Origin of the sequence: Epilithonimonas sp. (assembly GCF_036780765.1) — a bacterium.
Taxonomy (GTDB): Bacteria; Bacteroidota; Bacteroidia; order Flavobacteriales; family Weeksellaceae; genus Epilithonimonas.
In genome coordinates, this window is sequence record NZ_DAIQCG010000001.1 from 62,977 (window position 1) to 78,647 (window position 15,671).

The window sequence follows — 15,671 nt, forward strand, 5'->3', positions numbered from 1 at the left end:
TTAAAAACTCAATCCCGAAACATTCATCTGCAATTGTGCTTTGGTATCAATAACAATGGTGATGTATTTTTCAGATAACAGAAACTGTGTTGGTTTCAGGTCAAGAACTTGTCCTTGTAATTTAATACCTTTCACATATTCTTTGTTAAAGTTTTCCGTGAGACTTTTCTTGGAAGCATTTTCGATATCAAGAAGCGGAATACCATAATCTTTTTCTATCATTCTTTTGATTTTCCCTTCGAATAAAACAGTTAAAGCTTTCTGAAAAAAGTTCTTTGTTTTGAGGTTAAAATCTGTAACATTCAGTTTTATTTTGTGTTCTTCTGCACTGTAGTATGGTTTGCCTTTGATGAAAGCAGTCCCGTTCACTTCGCCGCTTGTATGAGCTTCTATTACGATATTTTCTTTTTCTTGATAAACAGAAATATCGGTAATCTTTACCTTTTTATCTTCGCTTCCCATTGCAAATTCTTTATTCAGAAATTGTTGGGTTGCAAGTCTTGTTGCTTCTTCAAAACTGATGTTGGCTGTAGTTTGCAGGTTGAAGACATTCTGGAGATTTGGATTTAATATAAAATTCGGAACCGAAACTGCATCTCTTGTTGCCAAAGGAATTTGCCCAACATATGTTTCCGAATACAAATCAATCCCAATAGTTGTTTTGATCTTGTCCTGAAAAACTTGGAGTGGCGACATATATGTATTTTGTGGCGAGATCTTCAACCAAGTATTATATTCCTCAGAAATATTAATAGGCTTTGAAAACTGATTCCAAGCCATTAACAAATACGGTTGAAGATTGAATTGCGTTTTGATCTGCTGATCGATAACCTTTGTGAATTTACTTTGCTGCTCCTTCAAAACATTTTCTACCAAAGGCGTGATCGGGATCTTCACTTTCCCATAGTCCAAAACAGGCTTCTGTGTCCATACAAAACCTGCAGTTGTCGTTTTTGTGTCAAGTTTCCAATCTGGTGTTGCCGTCAAACTGGTAATAAAATTCATTATGACATTCAGATTCGTGTCTTTGTAAAGGTAATAGCCAAAACTTCCGTAGCCCTTTTCTGCCCAAATTTTCAATGGAACAGAAATCATCAATCTGTTATTGGTCAAAGCTTTTATGTTAATGTTTGCCTGCTTCTCGACTTTAACTTTAAATTGGTCATTATTATTATCCGTATAAGATTGATCCTCATACAAAACACCTTTCACCGATTGATTGATGAGACTATTGATCTCGGAAATAGGAAGTGAAACAGGGAGTGTGATGTTGGATTTGATTTTGGGTAAAGTATAAACCGGAGTTTCTGTTTGAGAAAAAGTGATTAAACTTATCAGTAAAAAATATAGAGATGTGAATTTTCGAATTAGATTCATAACTATTTTTAATAAAATTTAAACCGTAAAATTAATGGTTTTATTGTTCATTAATAATATTTTAAGGTCAGATATATGTACAAAATAAACGTTTGAAATTAGTATGCATAAAAAAACCACCTCGATATGAGGTGGTTTTATATTTAAAAACTTAAAGTTCTTACTCTTCAGTTTTTTCTTCTGTAGCAGTTTCTGCAGCAGGAGTTTCTTCAACTTTAGCTTCTGTAGCTTCAACAGTTGCAGCAGCCTTAGGCGCAGCAGTAGATCTTCTACTTCTTCTAGTTGTTTTCTTCTCTTCTGCATTTGGATTGTAGATATCGTTGAAATCTACCAATTCAATCATTGCCATATCAGCAGAGTCACCAGCTCTGAAGCCAGTTTTGATGATTCTTGTGTAACCACCATTTCTTTCAGCTATTTTAGGAGCTACAGTTCTGAACAATTCAGTAACAGCTTCTTTACTTTGTAGGTAAGAGAAAACTGTTCTTCTATTGTGTGTTGTATCTTCTTTAGCTTTAGTAAGGATTGGTTCCACGTAAACTCTTAAAGCTTTCGCTTTAGCAACAGTAGTGTTGATTCTTTTATGTTCAATTAGTGAACAAGCCATGTTAGAAAGCATTGCTTTTCTATGCGGAGCTGTTCTACCTAAGTGATTTATTTTTTTACCGTGTCTCATTTTAAGGATTATTTATCAGCGTCTAACTTATATTTTGCAACATCAAACCCGAAATTTAGTCCTTTTGAGTGAACCAATTCTTCAAGTTCTGTTAAAGATTTTTTACCAAAATTTCTGAATTTCATCAAATCAGACTTACTGAAAGAAACAAGCTCTCCAAGAGTTTCTACTTCAGCCGCTTTCAAACAGTTAAGGGCTCTTACAGAAAGATCCATATCTGCTAATTTTGACTTAAGAAGTTGTCTTGTGTGAAGTGTTTCTTCGTCATATTGGATAGAAGCTTTTACAGCCTCTGTCTCTAGAGTAATTCTCTCATCCGAGAACAACATGAAGTGATAAATCAAAATCTTAGAGGCTTCTGTTAAAGCATTCTGAGGTGTGATAGATCCATCAGTTTCGATATCCAATACTAATTTTTCGTAGTCTGTTTTTTGCTCTACACGATAATTTTCGATACTGTACTGTACTTTTTTGATAGGTGTAAAGATAGAGTCGATAGCAATAGTCCCAACAGGAGCATTGTTTGATTTGTTCTGATCACTCGGAACATATCCTCTTCCTTTTTCTACATTGAAAGTTATCTCAAAGGTAACATCCTCAGCTAAAGTAGCAATTAACAAATCTGGATTAAGAACTTCAAAATTTACAATTGATTCTCCTAGATCTCCAGCTGTAACTACATTTTTTCCAGATATTTTTGCAGTTACCTGCTCTGTTCCCGGGTTTTCTGTCTTAGCTTTTAGACGAAGTTGTTTAAGATTAAGAATGATTTCCGTAACATCTTCGATCACTCCTGGTATAGTTGAAAACTCGTGCTCTACGCCTTCTATTTTGATAGATGAAATAGCATATCCTTCCAGAGAAGAAAGTAAAACTCTTCTCAATGCATTACCGATAGTAAGCCCGAAACCTGGTTCCAAAGGTCTGAATTCGAATTGTCCTTTAAAATCAGTTGAGTTTAATAGGATTACTTTATCGGGTTTTATAAATGTTAAAATTGCCATAGTCTGGTTGAGCAAAAATTTGAAAAAATTATTATTTAGAGTATAATTCGACGATCAACTGTTCTTTGATATCTTCAGGAATCTGAATTCTCTCAGGTGCACTTGTGAAAGTACCAGTTTTCTTCTCGTCATTGAATTGTAACCACTCATAATTTGCTTTGTATGCTAAAGCGTTAGAAATTACTTCAAGAGATTTTGATTTCTCTCTTACTGCAATCTCGTCACCAGCTTTTAGCAAATAAGAAGGGATGTTAACTAGCTCTCCGTTCACAGTGATGTGTCTGTGAGAAACCAATTGTCTAGCAGCAGCTCTTGTTTTCGCAAAACCTAATCTGTAAACAACGTTATCCAATCTTGATTCACAAAGTTGCAAAAGAACTTCACCTGTTACACCTTTGCTTCTATGAGCTTTGTCAAAAAGGTTAGCGAATTGTTTTTCTAGAATACCATAAGTGTACTTAGCTTTTTGCTTTTCAGCTAACTGAGTAGCGTATTCTGATTTTTTCGCACCTCTTCTTTTGTTAGGACCGTGTTGTCCTGGTGGTTGATTTTTTCTTCTTTCGAAGTTTTTATCGTCTCCGTAAATTGCCTGACCAAATTTTCTAGCAATTTTTGTTTTAGGTCCAATATATCTTGCCATAATGGGTAAATTCTAAAAATTAAACTCTTCTTCTTTTAGGTGGTCTACAACCGTTGTGAGGCATAGGCGTCACGTCAACGATTTCACTTACTTCGATTCCAGAATTGTGTAAAGTTCTGATTGCAGATTCTCTACCAGCACCTGGACCTTTTACAAACACCTTAACTCTTCTAAGACCAGCTTCGAAAGCTACTTGAGAACAGTTTTCTGCAGCCATTTGAGCTGCGAATGGAGTATTCTTTTTAGAACCTCTGAAACCCATTTTACCGGCAGAAGCCCAAGAGATAACTTCTCCTGCTTTATTTGTTAAAGAAATGATGATATTATTGAAAGAAGCTTGAATATGCGCTTCACCAATAGCCTCAACTTTTACTTTTCTTTTTTTAACTACTTTAGTTTGTTTTGCCATAATTCCTAACGATTATTTACTTGCTTTTTTCTTGTTAGCAACTGTTTTTCTCTTTCCTTTACGGGTTCTAGAGTTGTTTTTCGTTCTCTGGCCTCTTAAAGGTAGTCCTAGTCTGTGACGTATTCCTCGTTGGCATCCTATGTCCATCAATCGCTTGATGTTCAATTGCACTTCAGAACGCAATTCTCCTTCAACTTTTACGTTGTCTGAGATATAACCTCTGATTGCAGCCAATTCATCGTCATTCCATTCGTTGACTTTCTTGTCTTCGCTGATTCCAGCGTTTTTCAAAATTTCTGAAGCAGTACTTCTTCCAACACCGTAGATGTAAGTAAGACCGATAACGCCTCTTTTGTTCTTTGGTAAATCAATACCTGAAATTCTCGCCATAATTTAATTGGTTCTTAACCTTGTCTTTGTTTAAATTTAGGGTTCTTCTTGTTGATCACGAAAAGCACACCTTTTCTGCGTACAATCTTGCAATCAGCACTTCTTTTTTTGATAGATGCTCTAACCTTCATTTTGTTAATTTTAATATCTAAAAGTTATTCTCCCTTTAGTCAAGTCATAAGGAGAGAGTTCGAGTCTTACCTTGTCTCCAGGTAAGAGTTTTATATAATGCATTCTCATTTTACCAGAAATATGGGCAATTAAAACATGCCCATTCTCTAGCTCTACACGGAACTGCGCGTTGGAAAGTGCTTCCGTAATCACGCCGTCTTGTTCTATATGTTTCTGTTTAGCCATTTACTTTATTAAAGGTTTGATGATCTTGATAATTTAGATTGCATCAACCCATCATAATGATGGTTCAGCAGATATGTGTTAATTTGTTGAACGGTATCCAAGATAACTCCAACCATAATTAACAACGATGTACCCCCAAAAAAGAGAGCAAATCTATCTGTCTGAACAAACGCTCCGTGCACTATTGCCGGAAGGACTGCAAAGATAGATAAAAATATTGCACCAGGCAAAGTTATTTTGGATAAAATATCATCCAAATAATCTGCCGTTTCTTTTCCAGGTCTAACCTTAGAAATAAGCCCACCATTACGCTTCAAATCATCAGCCATCTGATTTACAGGAATGGTAATTGCTGTATAGAAAAATGAGAAAATTATAATCAATAACGCAAACAATACGTTGTATTGCCAGCTAAAAACATTCTTGAAACCAGCCAAAAACGTATTTGATTCATCAACTTTCGTAAGTAATCCAGGAACAAACATTAATGCTTGTGCAAAGATGATTGGCATTACACCCGCTGCATTAACCTTCAATGGGATCCATTGTCTAGCGCCTTCCATCAAGTTTCTGCTTACGCCACCTCTTGCCTGAGCTCTACTTACATACTGGATTGGGATTTTTCTAACTGCTACAGATAATACGATAGCTAATAGAATTACCAATAACCAGAATACAACTTCTACTAAAATCATGATGCTTCCTAATCCACCTTTACCATTCTGTGTAAGAACTTCTTGATAAAACGCAGTTGGAAGATCCGCAAGGATACCCACCATAATCAAAATAGAGATACCATTACCAATACCTTTGTCCGTAATCTTCTCTCCTAACCACATTGCAAATACAGAACCTGCTACCAGAATAATGATACTTGGTAACCAAAACATCAGAGATGCTGGATCAACATAATATGCTGATGAGAATTGTGAATAAGGTAAAAAGAATTGTGTAACGGATGTTAAATACGATGGTGCTTGTACAAGACAAACCCCGATAGTTAACCATCTGGTAATTTGGTTCAAAGTGTTTCTTCCACTTTCACCATCTTTCTGTAATTTCTGAAGATAAGGAATAGCCATTCCCATCAACTGTACAATAATAGATGCCGAAATATATGGCATGATTCCCAATGCCATAATAGAGGCACGGCTAAAAGCTCCACCTGTGAAAGATGACAATAAACCCAAAAGGCCGGCCCCTTGTTGGTTCCCGCCTTGATTTTGGTAATGTTGTAATAAGTTTCCTACTTCCGCCGTGTTAATAGCAGGAAGAGAAACATAAGATGCGAATCTATACACAAGGACCAAAGAAAGCGTCAAGAGAATTTTATCTCTAAGCTCTTTCAGACTCCAAATGTTTTTAAGTGTTTGTATAAATTCTTTCATTAGTTATTAATTAAAGAGTAATTGCTTTACCTCCTGCTTTGTTGATTGCTTCTTCAGCAGATTTAGTAAATTTATCTGCAGAGATAGAAACACCAGATTTCAAATCACCTCTTCCTAAGATTTTTACTAATTCGTTTTTAGATGCAAGACCGTTTTCAACTAATACATCTCTAGTGATATCACCAGTGATATTCTTAGTATCGATCAAAGTTTGGATAGTATCAAGATTGATTGCTCTAAACTCTTTTCTATTAATATTTTTGAAACCAAATTTAGGTAGTCTTCTTTGCAAAGGCATCTGTCCACCTTCGAAACCGATTTTCTGAGAATAACCAGCTCTCGCTTTTTGACCTTTATGTCCTTTTGTTGAAGTACCACCGTATCCGCTTCCTTGGCCTCTACCAATTCTTTTTGTGCTGAATGTAGAACCAGCTGATGGTTTTAAATTATTTAAATTCATTGTTGTATTGAGATTATAGATTAAAAGATAAGAGACAAGAGACTGCTAAAATCGAGTCTCTTTTCCCTTTGTCTATTGTTCTTATTTCTGAACTTCTAATAAGTGGCTTACAGAAGCGATCATTCCTAAAATAGAAGGCGTAGCTTCGTGTTCTACAACTTGTTGAAGTCTTTTAAATCCTAGTGCTTCAAGTGTTCTTTTCTGAGTTTTAGAACGATTAATAGCACTTCTAACTAATTTTACTTTGATTGTTGCCATTGCTATATTGATTAACCGTTAAACACTTTACTTAAAGAAACTCCTCTCATTCTTGCAATTTCTTCTGGTCTTCTGATATCCAACAATGCGTTGAAAGTAGCTTTCACAACATTGTGTGGGTTAGAAGAACCTTTAGATTTTGACAATACATCATGTACCCCTGCAGATTCTAGTACCGCTCTTACCGCACCACCTGCGATAAGTCCTGTACCGTGAGAAGCTGGTCTCAAGAAGATATCAGCACCTCCATATCTAGCAGAAGTTTGGTGAGGAATTGTGTGATTGATTACAGGAACCTTCACTAAGTTTTTCTTAGCATCTTCTACAGCTTTCGCGATAGCAGAAGCAACTTCCTTAGATTTACCAAGTCCGTAACCGATTACTCCATCTTCGTTTCCTACAACAACAATTGCAGAAAATCCAAATGCTCTACCACCTTTGGTTACTTTAGTTACTCTGTTAACAGCAACCAGACGATCTTTTAATTCTAATCCTCCAGGTTTAACTCTTTCTATATTACTATCTACCATGTTTTCTAGATTTTTAAAATTAGAATTTAAGACCTGCTTCTCTAGCACCGTCAGCAAGAGCTTTCACCCTACCATGATACACAAAACCATTTCTATCAAATACAACACTTTCGATACCTGCCGCTTTAGCTTTAGCTGCGATAGCTTTACCTACTGCTACAGATACTTCTACTTTCGTTCCTTTAGCGTCTACTCCTTTCTCTCTAGAAGAAGCAGATACTAATGTTTTACCGTCTTTGTCATCTACCAATTGAGCATAGATTTCTTTATTACTTTTGAATACAGATAATCTTGGTAATTCTGCAGATCCGGAAATCTTCCCTCTTACTCTTCTCTTGATTCTGATTCGTTTTTCAACTTTTGTTAATGCCATTTTCTTAAATTTTATGCAGATTTACCGGCTTTTCTTCTGATGATTTCACCCACGAATTTAACACCTTTTCCTTTATAAGGTTCAGGTTTTCTGAAAGATCTGATCTTCGCAGCTACCATTCCAAGAAGTTGATTATCGTAAGAAGATATTGTAATGATTGGGTTTTTCCCTTTTTCAGTCAATGTATCGATTGTAACTTCTTTTGGAAGTTCCAATACGATACCGTGTGAGAATCCAAGAGCCAATTCTAATCTTTGGCCATTGTGAGATGCTCTGTATCCAACTCCTACTAGTTCTAATTGCTTAGTGAAACCTGTAGAAGTACCAACAATCATATTGTTGATAAGCGCTCTGTATAAACCGTGAAGCGCTTTATGTTCTTTTGAGTCAGAAGGACGAGTGAACGTAAGTACACCGTCTTCTTGTGAGAAGCTAATCCCTCCTGTAAGCTCCTGAGATAATTCTCCTTTAGGACCTTTAACCGTTACAACACCGTTATTCTCGGAAATTGTAACACCAGCAGGAACTTCTATAATTGCTTTACCAATTCTTGACATTTTCCTTGTTTTAAAAAATTAATATACGTAGCAAATTACTTCACCTCCTACTTTCTCTTGTCTAGCTTTTTTATCAGTCATTACTCCTTTAGAAGTAGAGATGATAGCTACACCTAGTCCGTTAAGTACTCTTGGAAGTTCCTCAGAACCTTTGTACTGACGAAGACCTGGTCTTGATGCTCTCTGGATAGACTTGATAGCTGGCTTGTTTGTTTGCTTATCATACTTCAAAGCGATCTTGATAGCTCCTTGAACTGCATTATCCTCGAACTTGTAGTTCAAGATATAACCTTGGTCAAAAAGAATCTTAGTGATCTCTTTTTTGATTTTCGATGCAGGAATTTCCACCACCTTGTGGCCTGCGCTTTGTGCGTTCCTTACTCTTGTTAGGAAATCTGAAATTGGATCTGTTACCATTTCTTTGTTTTAAAATTATTGGTTAATGACAACCAGTATTGAAAAGACTTGAAGATTAAAGAGTTATAGAGCTTCGAATAATTCTTCGCCGAATCTCTTTACCTTCAGTATCTCAACAACTTAATTGTCACTTTGATTTTCTTAATTTCATTTTATTCTAATAAATATAGTCAAAACGAAAAATTGCCTCTCATAGAAATAATAATTTTTCTGAGCGGGTGCAAAAGTACAAAAAAAATAATAACAAATATTTTTTTCTTTGCCCTTACTTTGATTTAGTTTTGTTCTCTATTTATTAAAATACAGCTGACTTCTAAAAAAATAAAAGTCAGCTGTAAAATTTTAATTGCTTACCAACTAGCTTTCTTAACTCCTGGGATAAGACCATTGTTAGCCATTTCACGGAAAGTTACTCTGGAAATACCGAATGTTCTCATATATCCTCTTGGTCTTCCTGTTAGTTTACATCTGTTGTGTAATCTTACAGGAGAAGCATTTTTAGGCAATTTCTGTAATGCATCATAATCTCCAGCTTCTTTCAAAGCTTTTCTTTTTTCAGCATATTTAGCCACTGTAGCTTCTCTTTTGCGCTCACGCGCTTTCATTGATTCTTTAGCCATCTCTTAGTTCTTTTTGAAAGGTAAACCGAAGTGAGTTAATAATGATTTTGCTTCTTTATCAGTTTTCGCAGTTGTTACGAAAGTGATGTCCATCCCTTGGATTTTTTTCACTTTGTCAATTACGATCTCTGGGAAGATAATCTGCTCCGTAATACCTAAGTTGTAATTACCTCTTCCGTCAAATCCTTCAGCTTTGATTCCAGAAAAATCTCTAATTCTTGGAAGTGCAGAAGAAGTTAATCTATCTAAGAATTCATACATTTTATCAGCTCTAAGAGTTACTCTAGCTCCGATTGGCATACCTTTTCTTAGTTTGAAAGCAGCCTCATCTTTTTTAGATAGAGTACCTACTGCTTTTTGTCCAGTGATAGCAGTCAATTCTTCTACAGCATAGTCAACGATTTTTTTATCTTGAACAGCTGCACCAAGTCCTTGGCTTACAACGATTTTCTCCAATTTAGGAACCTGCATAACAGATTTGTACCCAAATTCTTCCATCATTGCAGGAACAATTTTCTCTTTATATTGTTGTTTTGGTCTTACTATATATTCCATCGTAATTTAATTATAAAGTTTCACCGGTAGTTTTAGCTACTCTTACTTTTTTATCTCCGTCTACTTTGTAACCTGCTTTAGTAGCTTTACCGTTTTTATCAACTAGTGCTACATTTGAGATATGTAAAGAAGCTTCTTTTTCTACAATTCCACCTTGAGGATTAGATGCAGATGGCTTAACGTGTTTTTTCACGATGTTTACACCAGCAACTACTACTCTTGGATCTTTACCTTCTTTTTTGATTACTTCAAGAACCTCACCTTTACTACCTTTATTTTTTCCAGTAGTAACTAGTACATTGTCTCCTCTTTTTATTTTAACTTTTGTCATTTTCTTAAAATTTTAAAATTAAAGTACTTCAGGAGCTAATGAAATAACTTTCATATATTCTTTGTCTCTCAACTCACGTGCAACAGGTCCGAAAACACGAGTTCCTCTCATTTCTCCAGCAGCGTTTAGCAATACACAAGCGTTGTCTTCGAATTTGATGTAAGATCCATCTTTTCTTCTAACTGCTTTTTTAGTTCTTACTACAACCGCTTTAGATACTTGACCTTTTTTTGCGTTTCCTGATGGTGTAGAATCTTTGATAGTAACAACGATTTTATCACCAACTGAAGCATATCTTCTTCTAGTTCCTCCTAGAACTCTGATAACTAGTACTTCTTTTGCACCTGTGTTATCAGCAACTTTTAATCTTGATTCTGTTTGTAACATTATTACTTAGCTTTTTCAATGATTCTTACTAATCTCCATCTTTTGCTCTTGCTCAAAGGTCTTGTTTCAGTAATCAATACTGTATCGCCCTCTGTACATTCGTTGTTCTCATCGTGTGCCGTATATTTTTTCGTTTTCAAAACGAATTTACCGTACATTGGATGTTTCACTCTGGTAGTTTCACTAACAACAATAGTCTTTTCCATTTTATTGCTGGAAACTACTCCAATACGTTCTTTTCTTAAATTTCTGTCCATTGTAAAAAGGAGTTATTGTTTGTTAGTTAATTCTGTATTAAGTCTCGCGATTGTCTTTCTCAAATCTCTGATCTGAATCGGATTTTCAACAGGGCTAATTCTGTGAGCTAATTTCAATTTTGAATAGTTAGCTTTAGCCTCAGCCAATTGTACGTTGATATCCTCTACGCTTAAATTCTTGATGTCAGCTTTTTTCATTTTAATAGAGATTATTGAGGTTTAACGAAATCGTTTGCAACTACGAACTTAGTAACGATTGGTAACTTCTGAGCAGCAAGCCTAAGAGCTTCTTTTGCTACTTCATAAGGTACACCACCAAGTTCGAACATTATTTTACCAGGTTTTACTACAGCTACCCAATATTCTACAGCTCCCTTACCTTTACCCATACGTACTTCCGCTGGTTTTTTAGTAATAGGTTTGTCTGGGAAAATTTTGATCCATAGTTGACCTTCTCTTTTCATATATCTTGTAGCAGCGATACGAGCTGCTTCAATTTGTCTTGCAGTAACCCAAGCTCCCTCAGTCGCTTTGATTCCGAATGTTCCGTATGCAAGTTGATTACCTCTTTGAGCAATCCCCTTCATTTTCATCTTATGAACTCTACGGAATTTGGTTCTTTTTGGTTGTAACATAATTTCTTAAATTTTAGATTTTAGAATTTAGATTTTAAAAAAGTAACGGTCATTTAAAAACTATCCTCTAAAATTTTATTAATTATTTCTTCTTGGTTTTCTGTCTCCTCTGTCGTTTCTCTCGTTTCTACCGCCAGCTGGTGCTTTTTTCTGTTGTCCTACAAGTGGAGTAAGGTCTCTTTTACCGTAAACTTCTCCTTTCATAATCCAAACTTTAACACCTAATTTACCGTATTGAGTCAATGCTTCACCGATGTGATAATCGATATCTGCACGGAAAGTAGATAAAGGAATTCTTCCTTCTTTGAAGTTTTCAGAACGTGCCATCTCTGCGCCGTTCAATCTTCCAGAGATCTGAACTTTGATTCCTTCTGCACCCATTCTCATTGTAGAAGCGATAGCCATTTTCACAGCTCTTCTGTAAGAGATACGGTTTTCAATTTGTTTAGCAATGCTATCAGCAACTAAAACTGCATCAAGCTCAGGTCTTTTGATTTCGAAAATATTGATTTGAATATCCTTACCAGTCAATTTCTTCAATTCTTCTTTCAATTTATCAACCTCTTGTCCACCTTTCCCGATGATCAAACCTGGTCTTGCTGTAGTGATTGTAACTGTTACTAATTTAAGTGTTCTCTCAATATAAATTTTTGAGATACCACCCTTAGATAATCTTGCTTCAAGGTATCTTCTGATTTTGTAATCTTCAGCGATTCTATCACCGTAGTTTTTACCACCAAACCAGTTAGAATCCCATCCTCTGATGATACCTAATCTGTTACCAATTGGATTTGTCTTCTGTCCCATACCTTGAATTAATTTTTAGTACCTAAGATTAATGTAATGTGGTTTGATCTTTTTCTGATTCTGTAACCTCTACCTTGTGGTGCTGGTCTTAGTCTCTTCAATTGTCTTGCACTGTCTACAAATATTTCTTTAACGATTAGGTTAGCTTCTTCGATATCAGCACCTTCGTTTTTTGACTGCCAGTTTGCGATAGCAGAAAGCAATACTTTTTCTAATTTATTAGAAGCGTCTTTCTTAGAATATTTAAGAATAGATAAAGCTTTTTCTACCTCTACTCCTCTAATGATATCAGCAACTAATCTCATTTTTCTTGGAGAAGATGGACAATCGTTGTGTAACGCTTTTGCTACATCTTGATTTGCTATTTTACGTGCTAATGCACTTTCTCTTTTTCTTGATCCCATGATTATCTACCGCCTTTATTTTTGTTACCACCGTGACCTCTGAAAGATCTTGTCGGAGAAAATTCGCCTAATTTGTGTCCAACCATGTTTTCTGTAACATAAACTGGGATAAAAGATTTCCCATTGTGTACAGCGATAGTTTGACCTACAAAGTCTGGAGAAATCATAGATGCTCTAGACCAAGTTTTGATTACAGTCTTCTTACCAGACTCTACATTTGCCTGAACCTTCTTATCTAAAGTATGATGAATGAATGGTCCTTTTTTAAGTGATCTTGCCATAATTATTTTCTTTTAGATACGATGTAACGGTTAGACACTTTGTTTTTCTTTCTAGTTTTGTAACCTTTAGCCGGCATACCGTTTCTAGATCTTGGGTGACCTCCAGAAGAACGTCCTTCACCACCTCCCATTGGGTGATCAACTGGGTTCATTACTACTGGTCTTGTTCTTGGTCTTCTACCTAACCATCTGCTTCTACCAGCCTTACCCGATACAGTTAACTGATGATCTGAGTTAGAAACAGAACCAACCATTGCGATACATTCTGTAAGAATCATTCTAGACTCACCAGAAGGTAATTTAACGATTGCATATTTTCCATCTCTAGAAGTCAATTGAGCTGAAGAACCAGCACTTCTTGCCATAATTGCACCTTGTCCAGGTTTCAATTCGATACAAGAGATTACAGTACCCAATGGAATATTTTTCAATTTCATTGCGTTACCTACATTTGGTTCTACATTTTCTCCAGAAACAATTTTCTGATCAACTTTGATCCCGTTTGGAGCGATGATATATCTTTTCTCTCCGTCTGCATACTCCACCAATGCGATGAAAGCAGTTCTATTTGGATCGTACTCTACAGTTTTTACCGTAGCTTCAACATCGAATTTGTTTCTTTTGAAGTCGATAATTCTGTATTTCTTTTTGTGTCCACCGCCGGTGTAACGCATGGTCATTTTACCAGTTTGGTTACGTCCACCTGACTTTTTAATACCAACTGTTAGAGATTTCTCTGGTTTGTTGGTAGTAATTTCCTCAAAGTTATTAACAACTCTGAATCTCTGTCCCGGGGTGATAGGTTTTAATTTTCTAACAGACATTACTATTATTTATAATTAATTAATTTGTTGCGAAAATATCAATAACTTCTCCAGCAGCTAGTGTTACCACAGCTTTTTTCAATTTATTGGTCTTTCCAACTTGAAGTCCTTTTTTTGTATGTTTAGCAGAAACTTTAGGCGCATAAATCATCGTTCTAACGTCCGCTACTTTTACACCGTAAGCTGCCTCTATAGCACCTTTAATCTGGATCTTGTTTGCTTTTGGAGCAACCAAGAAAGAATAAGCACCTCTTAAATCTGTAAGATAGTTTGCTTTTTCTGAAATAATTGGTTTAATAATAAGTGACATTGATTTATTTCTTTAAGTTGTCCTGAAATTTTTCTACTGCACCTTCTAAGAAGATAATCTCACCAGCGTTGATCAAATCATAAGAAGAAATCTCGTTATAATTCAACACTCTTGTTTTAGGCAAGTTTCTTGAAGATAAATATACATTCTTGTTAGCCTCAGGAAGTACGAATAATGATTTCTTACCTGTAAGAGTCAAAGCATCCAACAATGCGATGAATTCTTTAGTCTTAGGAGCATCAAAACTCAAATTCTCTAAAACTTTGATACTGTTATCTCTCAATTTTTGAGACAAAACAGATTTTTTAGCCAATCTCTTAAGCGCTTTGTTCAATTTGAATCTGTAGTCTCTTGGTTTTGGACCAAAAACTCTACCTCCACCTTTGAAAGTTGGCGACTTGATATCACCATATCTCGCAGATCCTGAACCTTTTTGCTTTTTAAGCTTTCTTGTAGAAGCAGTAATTTCGCTTCTTTCTTTTGATTTATGAGTACCTTGACGCTGTGCAGCAAGATATTGTTTAACCTCTAAGTAAACCGCGTGCTGATTTGGCTCAATTCCGAAAACTGATTCGTCAAGAGTTACTTTTCTTCCGGTTTCTTTTCCTGATGTATTTAATACTACTAGTTCCATTTCTTGATAATTACATAAGAATTTTTAGCTCCCGGAACAGCACCTTTTACTACTAAAAGATTTTGTTCTTGATCCACTTTTAACACTTGAAGGTTTTGTACAGTTACCTGCTTACCTCCCATTCTACCAGCCATTCTCATTCCTTTGAATACTCTCGAAGGATCCGATCCAGCACCGATAGAACCTGGAGCTCTAAGTCTGTTGTGCTGACCATGAGTTGCCTGCATTACACCTCCAAATCCGTGTCTTTTAACAACACCTTGGAAACCTTTACCTTTTGAAGTTCCTGTTACATCTACATACTCTCCTTCTGAGAACATGTTAACTTCTACTAAATCTCCTGTTTTAACATCGTGTTCGAATGCATTTCTGAATTCTACCAACTTAGCTTTAGGAGCTGAACCAGCCTTTTTAAAATGACCAGCTAACGCTTTACCAACGTTCTTCTCACTCTTGTCATCGAAACCTAGTTGTACGGCAACATACCCGTCAACCTCTTCGGTTCTGACCTGTAAAACCGAGCATGGACCAGCTTGAATAACGGTACAAGGCATGTTTTTGCCGTTCTCGTCAAACAGAGATGTCATCCCGATTTTTTTTCCAATAATACCTGACATTATTTATATATATCTATTATATTAAAACTTACATTTTAAAGGTCTTTGTCATATACTATGTTTGAAATAGGCAGACTCCTTCCCTAAAATGAGTGTGCAAATGTAAGAATATTTTTTATAATGACAAATAATTATTCGGAAATTATTTGATTTTTTGTGAGTTACGAGATTTT

29 protein-coding genes are annotated in these 15,671 nt (G+C 35.7%); all 29 read right to left on the reverse strand.

Annotation, left to right across the window (positions count from 1 at the left end; genetic code table 11):
- Positions 1-1,377, reverse strand: coding sequence for a DUF4403 family protein (locus V7P73_RS00285; RefSeq protein ID WP_333850373.1), 1,377 nt, complete (start codon positions 1,375-1,377; stop codon positions 1-3).
- A gap of 160 nt (positions 1,378-1,537) precedes the next feature.
- On the reverse strand, positions 1,538-2,053 hold the full coding sequence (gene rplQ, locus V7P73_RS00290) for a 50S ribosomal protein L17 (protein WP_074236366.1): 516 nt from the start codon (positions 2,051-2,053) through the stop codon (positions 1,538-1,540).
- An 8-nt stretch (positions 2,054-2,061) separates the two neighbouring features.
- Positions 2,062-3,057 carry a DNA-directed RNA polymerase subunit alpha gene (locus tag V7P73_RS00295; RefSeq protein WP_074236365.1) on the reverse strand — a complete coding sequence of 332 codons (996 nt, stop codon included), beginning with the start codon at positions 3,055-3,057 and terminating at the stop codon, positions 2,062-2,064.
- A 31-nt stretch (positions 3,058-3,088) separates the two neighbouring features.
- Positions 3,089-3,697, reverse strand: coding sequence for a 30S ribosomal protein S4 (gene rpsD, locus V7P73_RS00300; RefSeq protein ID WP_074236364.1), 609 nt, complete (start codon positions 3,695-3,697; stop codon positions 3,089-3,091).
- 19 nt (positions 3,698-3,716) lie between these two features.
- A complete protein-coding gene (gene rpsK / locus V7P73_RS00305; protein WP_027383298.1) occupies positions 3,717-4,106 on the reverse strand; it encodes a 30S ribosomal protein S11 in 390 nt (129 codons plus the stop codon).
- A 12-nt stretch (positions 4,107-4,118) separates the two neighbouring features.
- Positions 4,119-4,496, reverse strand: coding sequence for a 30S ribosomal protein S13 (rpsM, locus tag V7P73_RS00310; RefSeq protein ID WP_074236363.1), 378 nt, complete (start codon positions 4,494-4,496; stop codon positions 4,119-4,121).
- A gap of 14 nt (positions 4,497-4,510) precedes the next feature.
- Entirely contained in the window at positions 4,511-4,627 is a 117-nt protein-coding gene (gene rpmJ / locus V7P73_RS00315) for a 50S ribosomal protein L36 (RefSeq protein WP_007839480.1), read from the reverse strand.
- 10 nt (positions 4,628-4,637) lie between these two features.
- Positions 4,638-4,853 carry a translation initiation factor IF-1 gene (infA, locus tag V7P73_RS00320; RefSeq protein ID WP_027383300.1) on the reverse strand — a complete coding sequence of 72 codons (216 nt, stop codon included), beginning with the start codon at positions 4,851-4,853 and terminating at the stop codon, positions 4,638-4,640.
- An 8-nt stretch (positions 4,854-4,861) separates the two neighbouring features.
- The gene (secY, locus tag V7P73_RS00325) at positions 4,862-6,241 is read right to left on the reverse strand and encodes a preprotein translocase subunit SecY (protein WP_333850487.1); all 1,380 of its coding nucleotides are present in this window, start codon (positions 6,239-6,241) and stop codon (positions 4,862-4,864) included.
- A gap of 10 nt (positions 6,242-6,251) precedes the next feature.
- Positions 6,252-6,701 carry a 50S ribosomal protein L15 gene (gene rplO / locus V7P73_RS00330; protein ID WP_074236361.1) on the reverse strand — a complete coding sequence of 150 codons (450 nt, stop codon included), beginning with the start codon at positions 6,699-6,701 and terminating at the stop codon, positions 6,252-6,254.
- An 81-nt stretch (positions 6,702-6,782) separates the two neighbouring features.
- On the reverse strand, positions 6,783-6,959 hold the full coding sequence (gene rpmD / locus V7P73_RS00335) for a 50S ribosomal protein L30 (RefSeq protein WP_027383303.1): 177 nt from the start codon (positions 6,957-6,959) through the stop codon (positions 6,783-6,785).
- An 11-nt stretch (positions 6,960-6,970) separates the two neighbouring features.
- Positions 6,971-7,489 (reverse strand): 30S ribosomal protein S5, encoded by a 519-nt coding sequence (gene rpsE / locus V7P73_RS00340; RefSeq protein ID WP_074236360.1) that lies wholly within the window; start codon positions 7,487-7,489, stop codon positions 6,971-6,973.
- 19 nt (positions 7,490-7,508) lie between these two features.
- A complete protein-coding gene (gene rplR / locus V7P73_RS00345; RefSeq protein ID WP_074236359.1) occupies positions 7,509-7,862 on the reverse strand; it encodes a 50S ribosomal protein L18 in 354 nt (117 codons plus the stop codon).
- Positions 7,863-7,873: 11 nt separating this feature from the next.
- Positions 7,874-8,419, reverse strand: coding sequence for a 50S ribosomal protein L6 (gene rplF / locus V7P73_RS00350; protein ID WP_333850493.1), 546 nt, complete (start codon positions 8,417-8,419; stop codon positions 7,874-7,876).
- Positions 8,420-8,437: 18 nt separating this feature from the next.
- Positions 8,438-8,836 carry a 30S ribosomal protein S8 gene (gene rpsH / locus V7P73_RS00355; protein ID WP_027383307.1) on the reverse strand — a complete coding sequence of 133 codons (399 nt, stop codon included), beginning with the start codon at positions 8,834-8,836 and terminating at the stop codon, positions 8,438-8,440.
- A 350-nt stretch (positions 8,837-9,186) separates the two neighbouring features.
- Entirely contained in the window at positions 9,187-9,456 is a 270-nt protein-coding gene (gene rpsN / locus V7P73_RS00360) for a 30S ribosomal protein S14 (protein ID WP_034962852.1), read from the reverse strand.
- A 3-nt stretch (positions 9,457-9,459) separates the two neighbouring features.
- Entirely contained in the window at positions 9,460-10,011 is a 552-nt protein-coding gene (gene rplE, locus V7P73_RS00365) for a 50S ribosomal protein L5 (protein ID WP_074236356.1), read from the reverse strand.
- A 10-nt stretch (positions 10,012-10,021) separates the two neighbouring features.
- Positions 10,022-10,342, reverse strand: coding sequence for a 50S ribosomal protein L24 (rplX, locus tag V7P73_RS00370; RefSeq protein ID WP_074236355.1), 321 nt, complete (start codon positions 10,340-10,342; stop codon positions 10,022-10,024).
- Between the two features lie 18 nt (positions 10,343-10,360).
- Complete coding sequence (gene rplN, locus V7P73_RS00375) at positions 10,361-10,729, reverse strand: 50S ribosomal protein L14 (protein ID WP_027383311.1); 369 nt, start codon at positions 10,727-10,729, stop codon at positions 10,361-10,363.
- A gap of 2 nt (positions 10,730-10,731) precedes the next feature.
- Positions 10,732-10,986 carry a 30S ribosomal protein S17 gene (rpsQ, locus tag V7P73_RS00380; RefSeq protein WP_027383312.1) on the reverse strand — a complete coding sequence of 85 codons (255 nt, stop codon included), beginning with the start codon at positions 10,984-10,986 and terminating at the stop codon, positions 10,732-10,734.
- A gap of 12 nt (positions 10,987-10,998) precedes the next feature.
- On the reverse strand, positions 10,999-11,184 hold the full coding sequence (gene rpmC / locus V7P73_RS00385) for a 50S ribosomal protein L29 (protein ID WP_074236354.1): 186 nt from the start codon (positions 11,182-11,184) through the stop codon (positions 10,999-11,001).
- Between the two features lie 11 nt (positions 11,185-11,195).
- Complete coding sequence (gene rplP / locus V7P73_RS00390; protein ID WP_074236353.1) at positions 11,196-11,621, reverse strand: 50S ribosomal protein L16; 426 nt, start codon at positions 11,619-11,621, stop codon at positions 11,196-11,198.
- A gap of 78 nt (positions 11,622-11,699) precedes the next feature.
- Positions 11,700-12,428, reverse strand: coding sequence for a 30S ribosomal protein S3 (gene rpsC, locus V7P73_RS00395; protein ID WP_333850502.1), 729 nt, complete (start codon positions 12,426-12,428; stop codon positions 11,700-11,702).
- A gap of 8 nt (positions 12,429-12,436) precedes the next feature.
- Positions 12,437-12,832, reverse strand: coding sequence for a 50S ribosomal protein L22 (gene rplV, locus V7P73_RS00400; RefSeq protein ID WP_074236351.1), 396 nt, complete (start codon positions 12,830-12,832; stop codon positions 12,437-12,439).
- 2 nt (positions 12,833-12,834) lie between these two features.
- Positions 12,835-13,113, reverse strand: coding sequence for a 30S ribosomal protein S19 (gene rpsS, locus V7P73_RS00405; RefSeq protein WP_027383317.1), 279 nt, complete (start codon positions 13,111-13,113; stop codon positions 12,835-12,837).
- 2 nt (positions 13,114-13,115) lie between these two features.
- Complete coding sequence (rplB, locus tag V7P73_RS00410) at positions 13,116-13,937, reverse strand: 50S ribosomal protein L2 (protein ID WP_333850505.1); 822 nt, start codon at positions 13,935-13,937, stop codon at positions 13,116-13,118.
- 19 nt (positions 13,938-13,956) lie between these two features.
- Positions 13,957-14,247 (reverse strand): 50S ribosomal protein L23, encoded by a 291-nt coding sequence (rplW, locus tag V7P73_RS00415; RefSeq protein WP_027383319.1) that lies wholly within the window; start codon positions 14,245-14,247, stop codon positions 13,957-13,959.
- A 4-nt stretch (positions 14,248-14,251) separates the two neighbouring features.
- A complete protein-coding gene (rplD, locus tag V7P73_RS00420) occupies positions 14,252-14,881 on the reverse strand; it encodes a 50S ribosomal protein L4 (protein ID WP_333850507.1) in 630 nt (209 codons plus the stop codon).
- The gene (rplC, locus tag V7P73_RS00425; RefSeq protein ID WP_333850509.1) at positions 14,872-15,498 is read right to left on the reverse strand and encodes a 50S ribosomal protein L3; all 627 of its coding nucleotides are present in this window, start codon (positions 15,496-15,498) and stop codon (positions 14,872-14,874) included. The genes rplD and rplC overlap by 10 nt, the downstream gene beginning before the upstream one ends.
- Positions 15,499-15,671 lie beyond the last annotated feature (173 nt).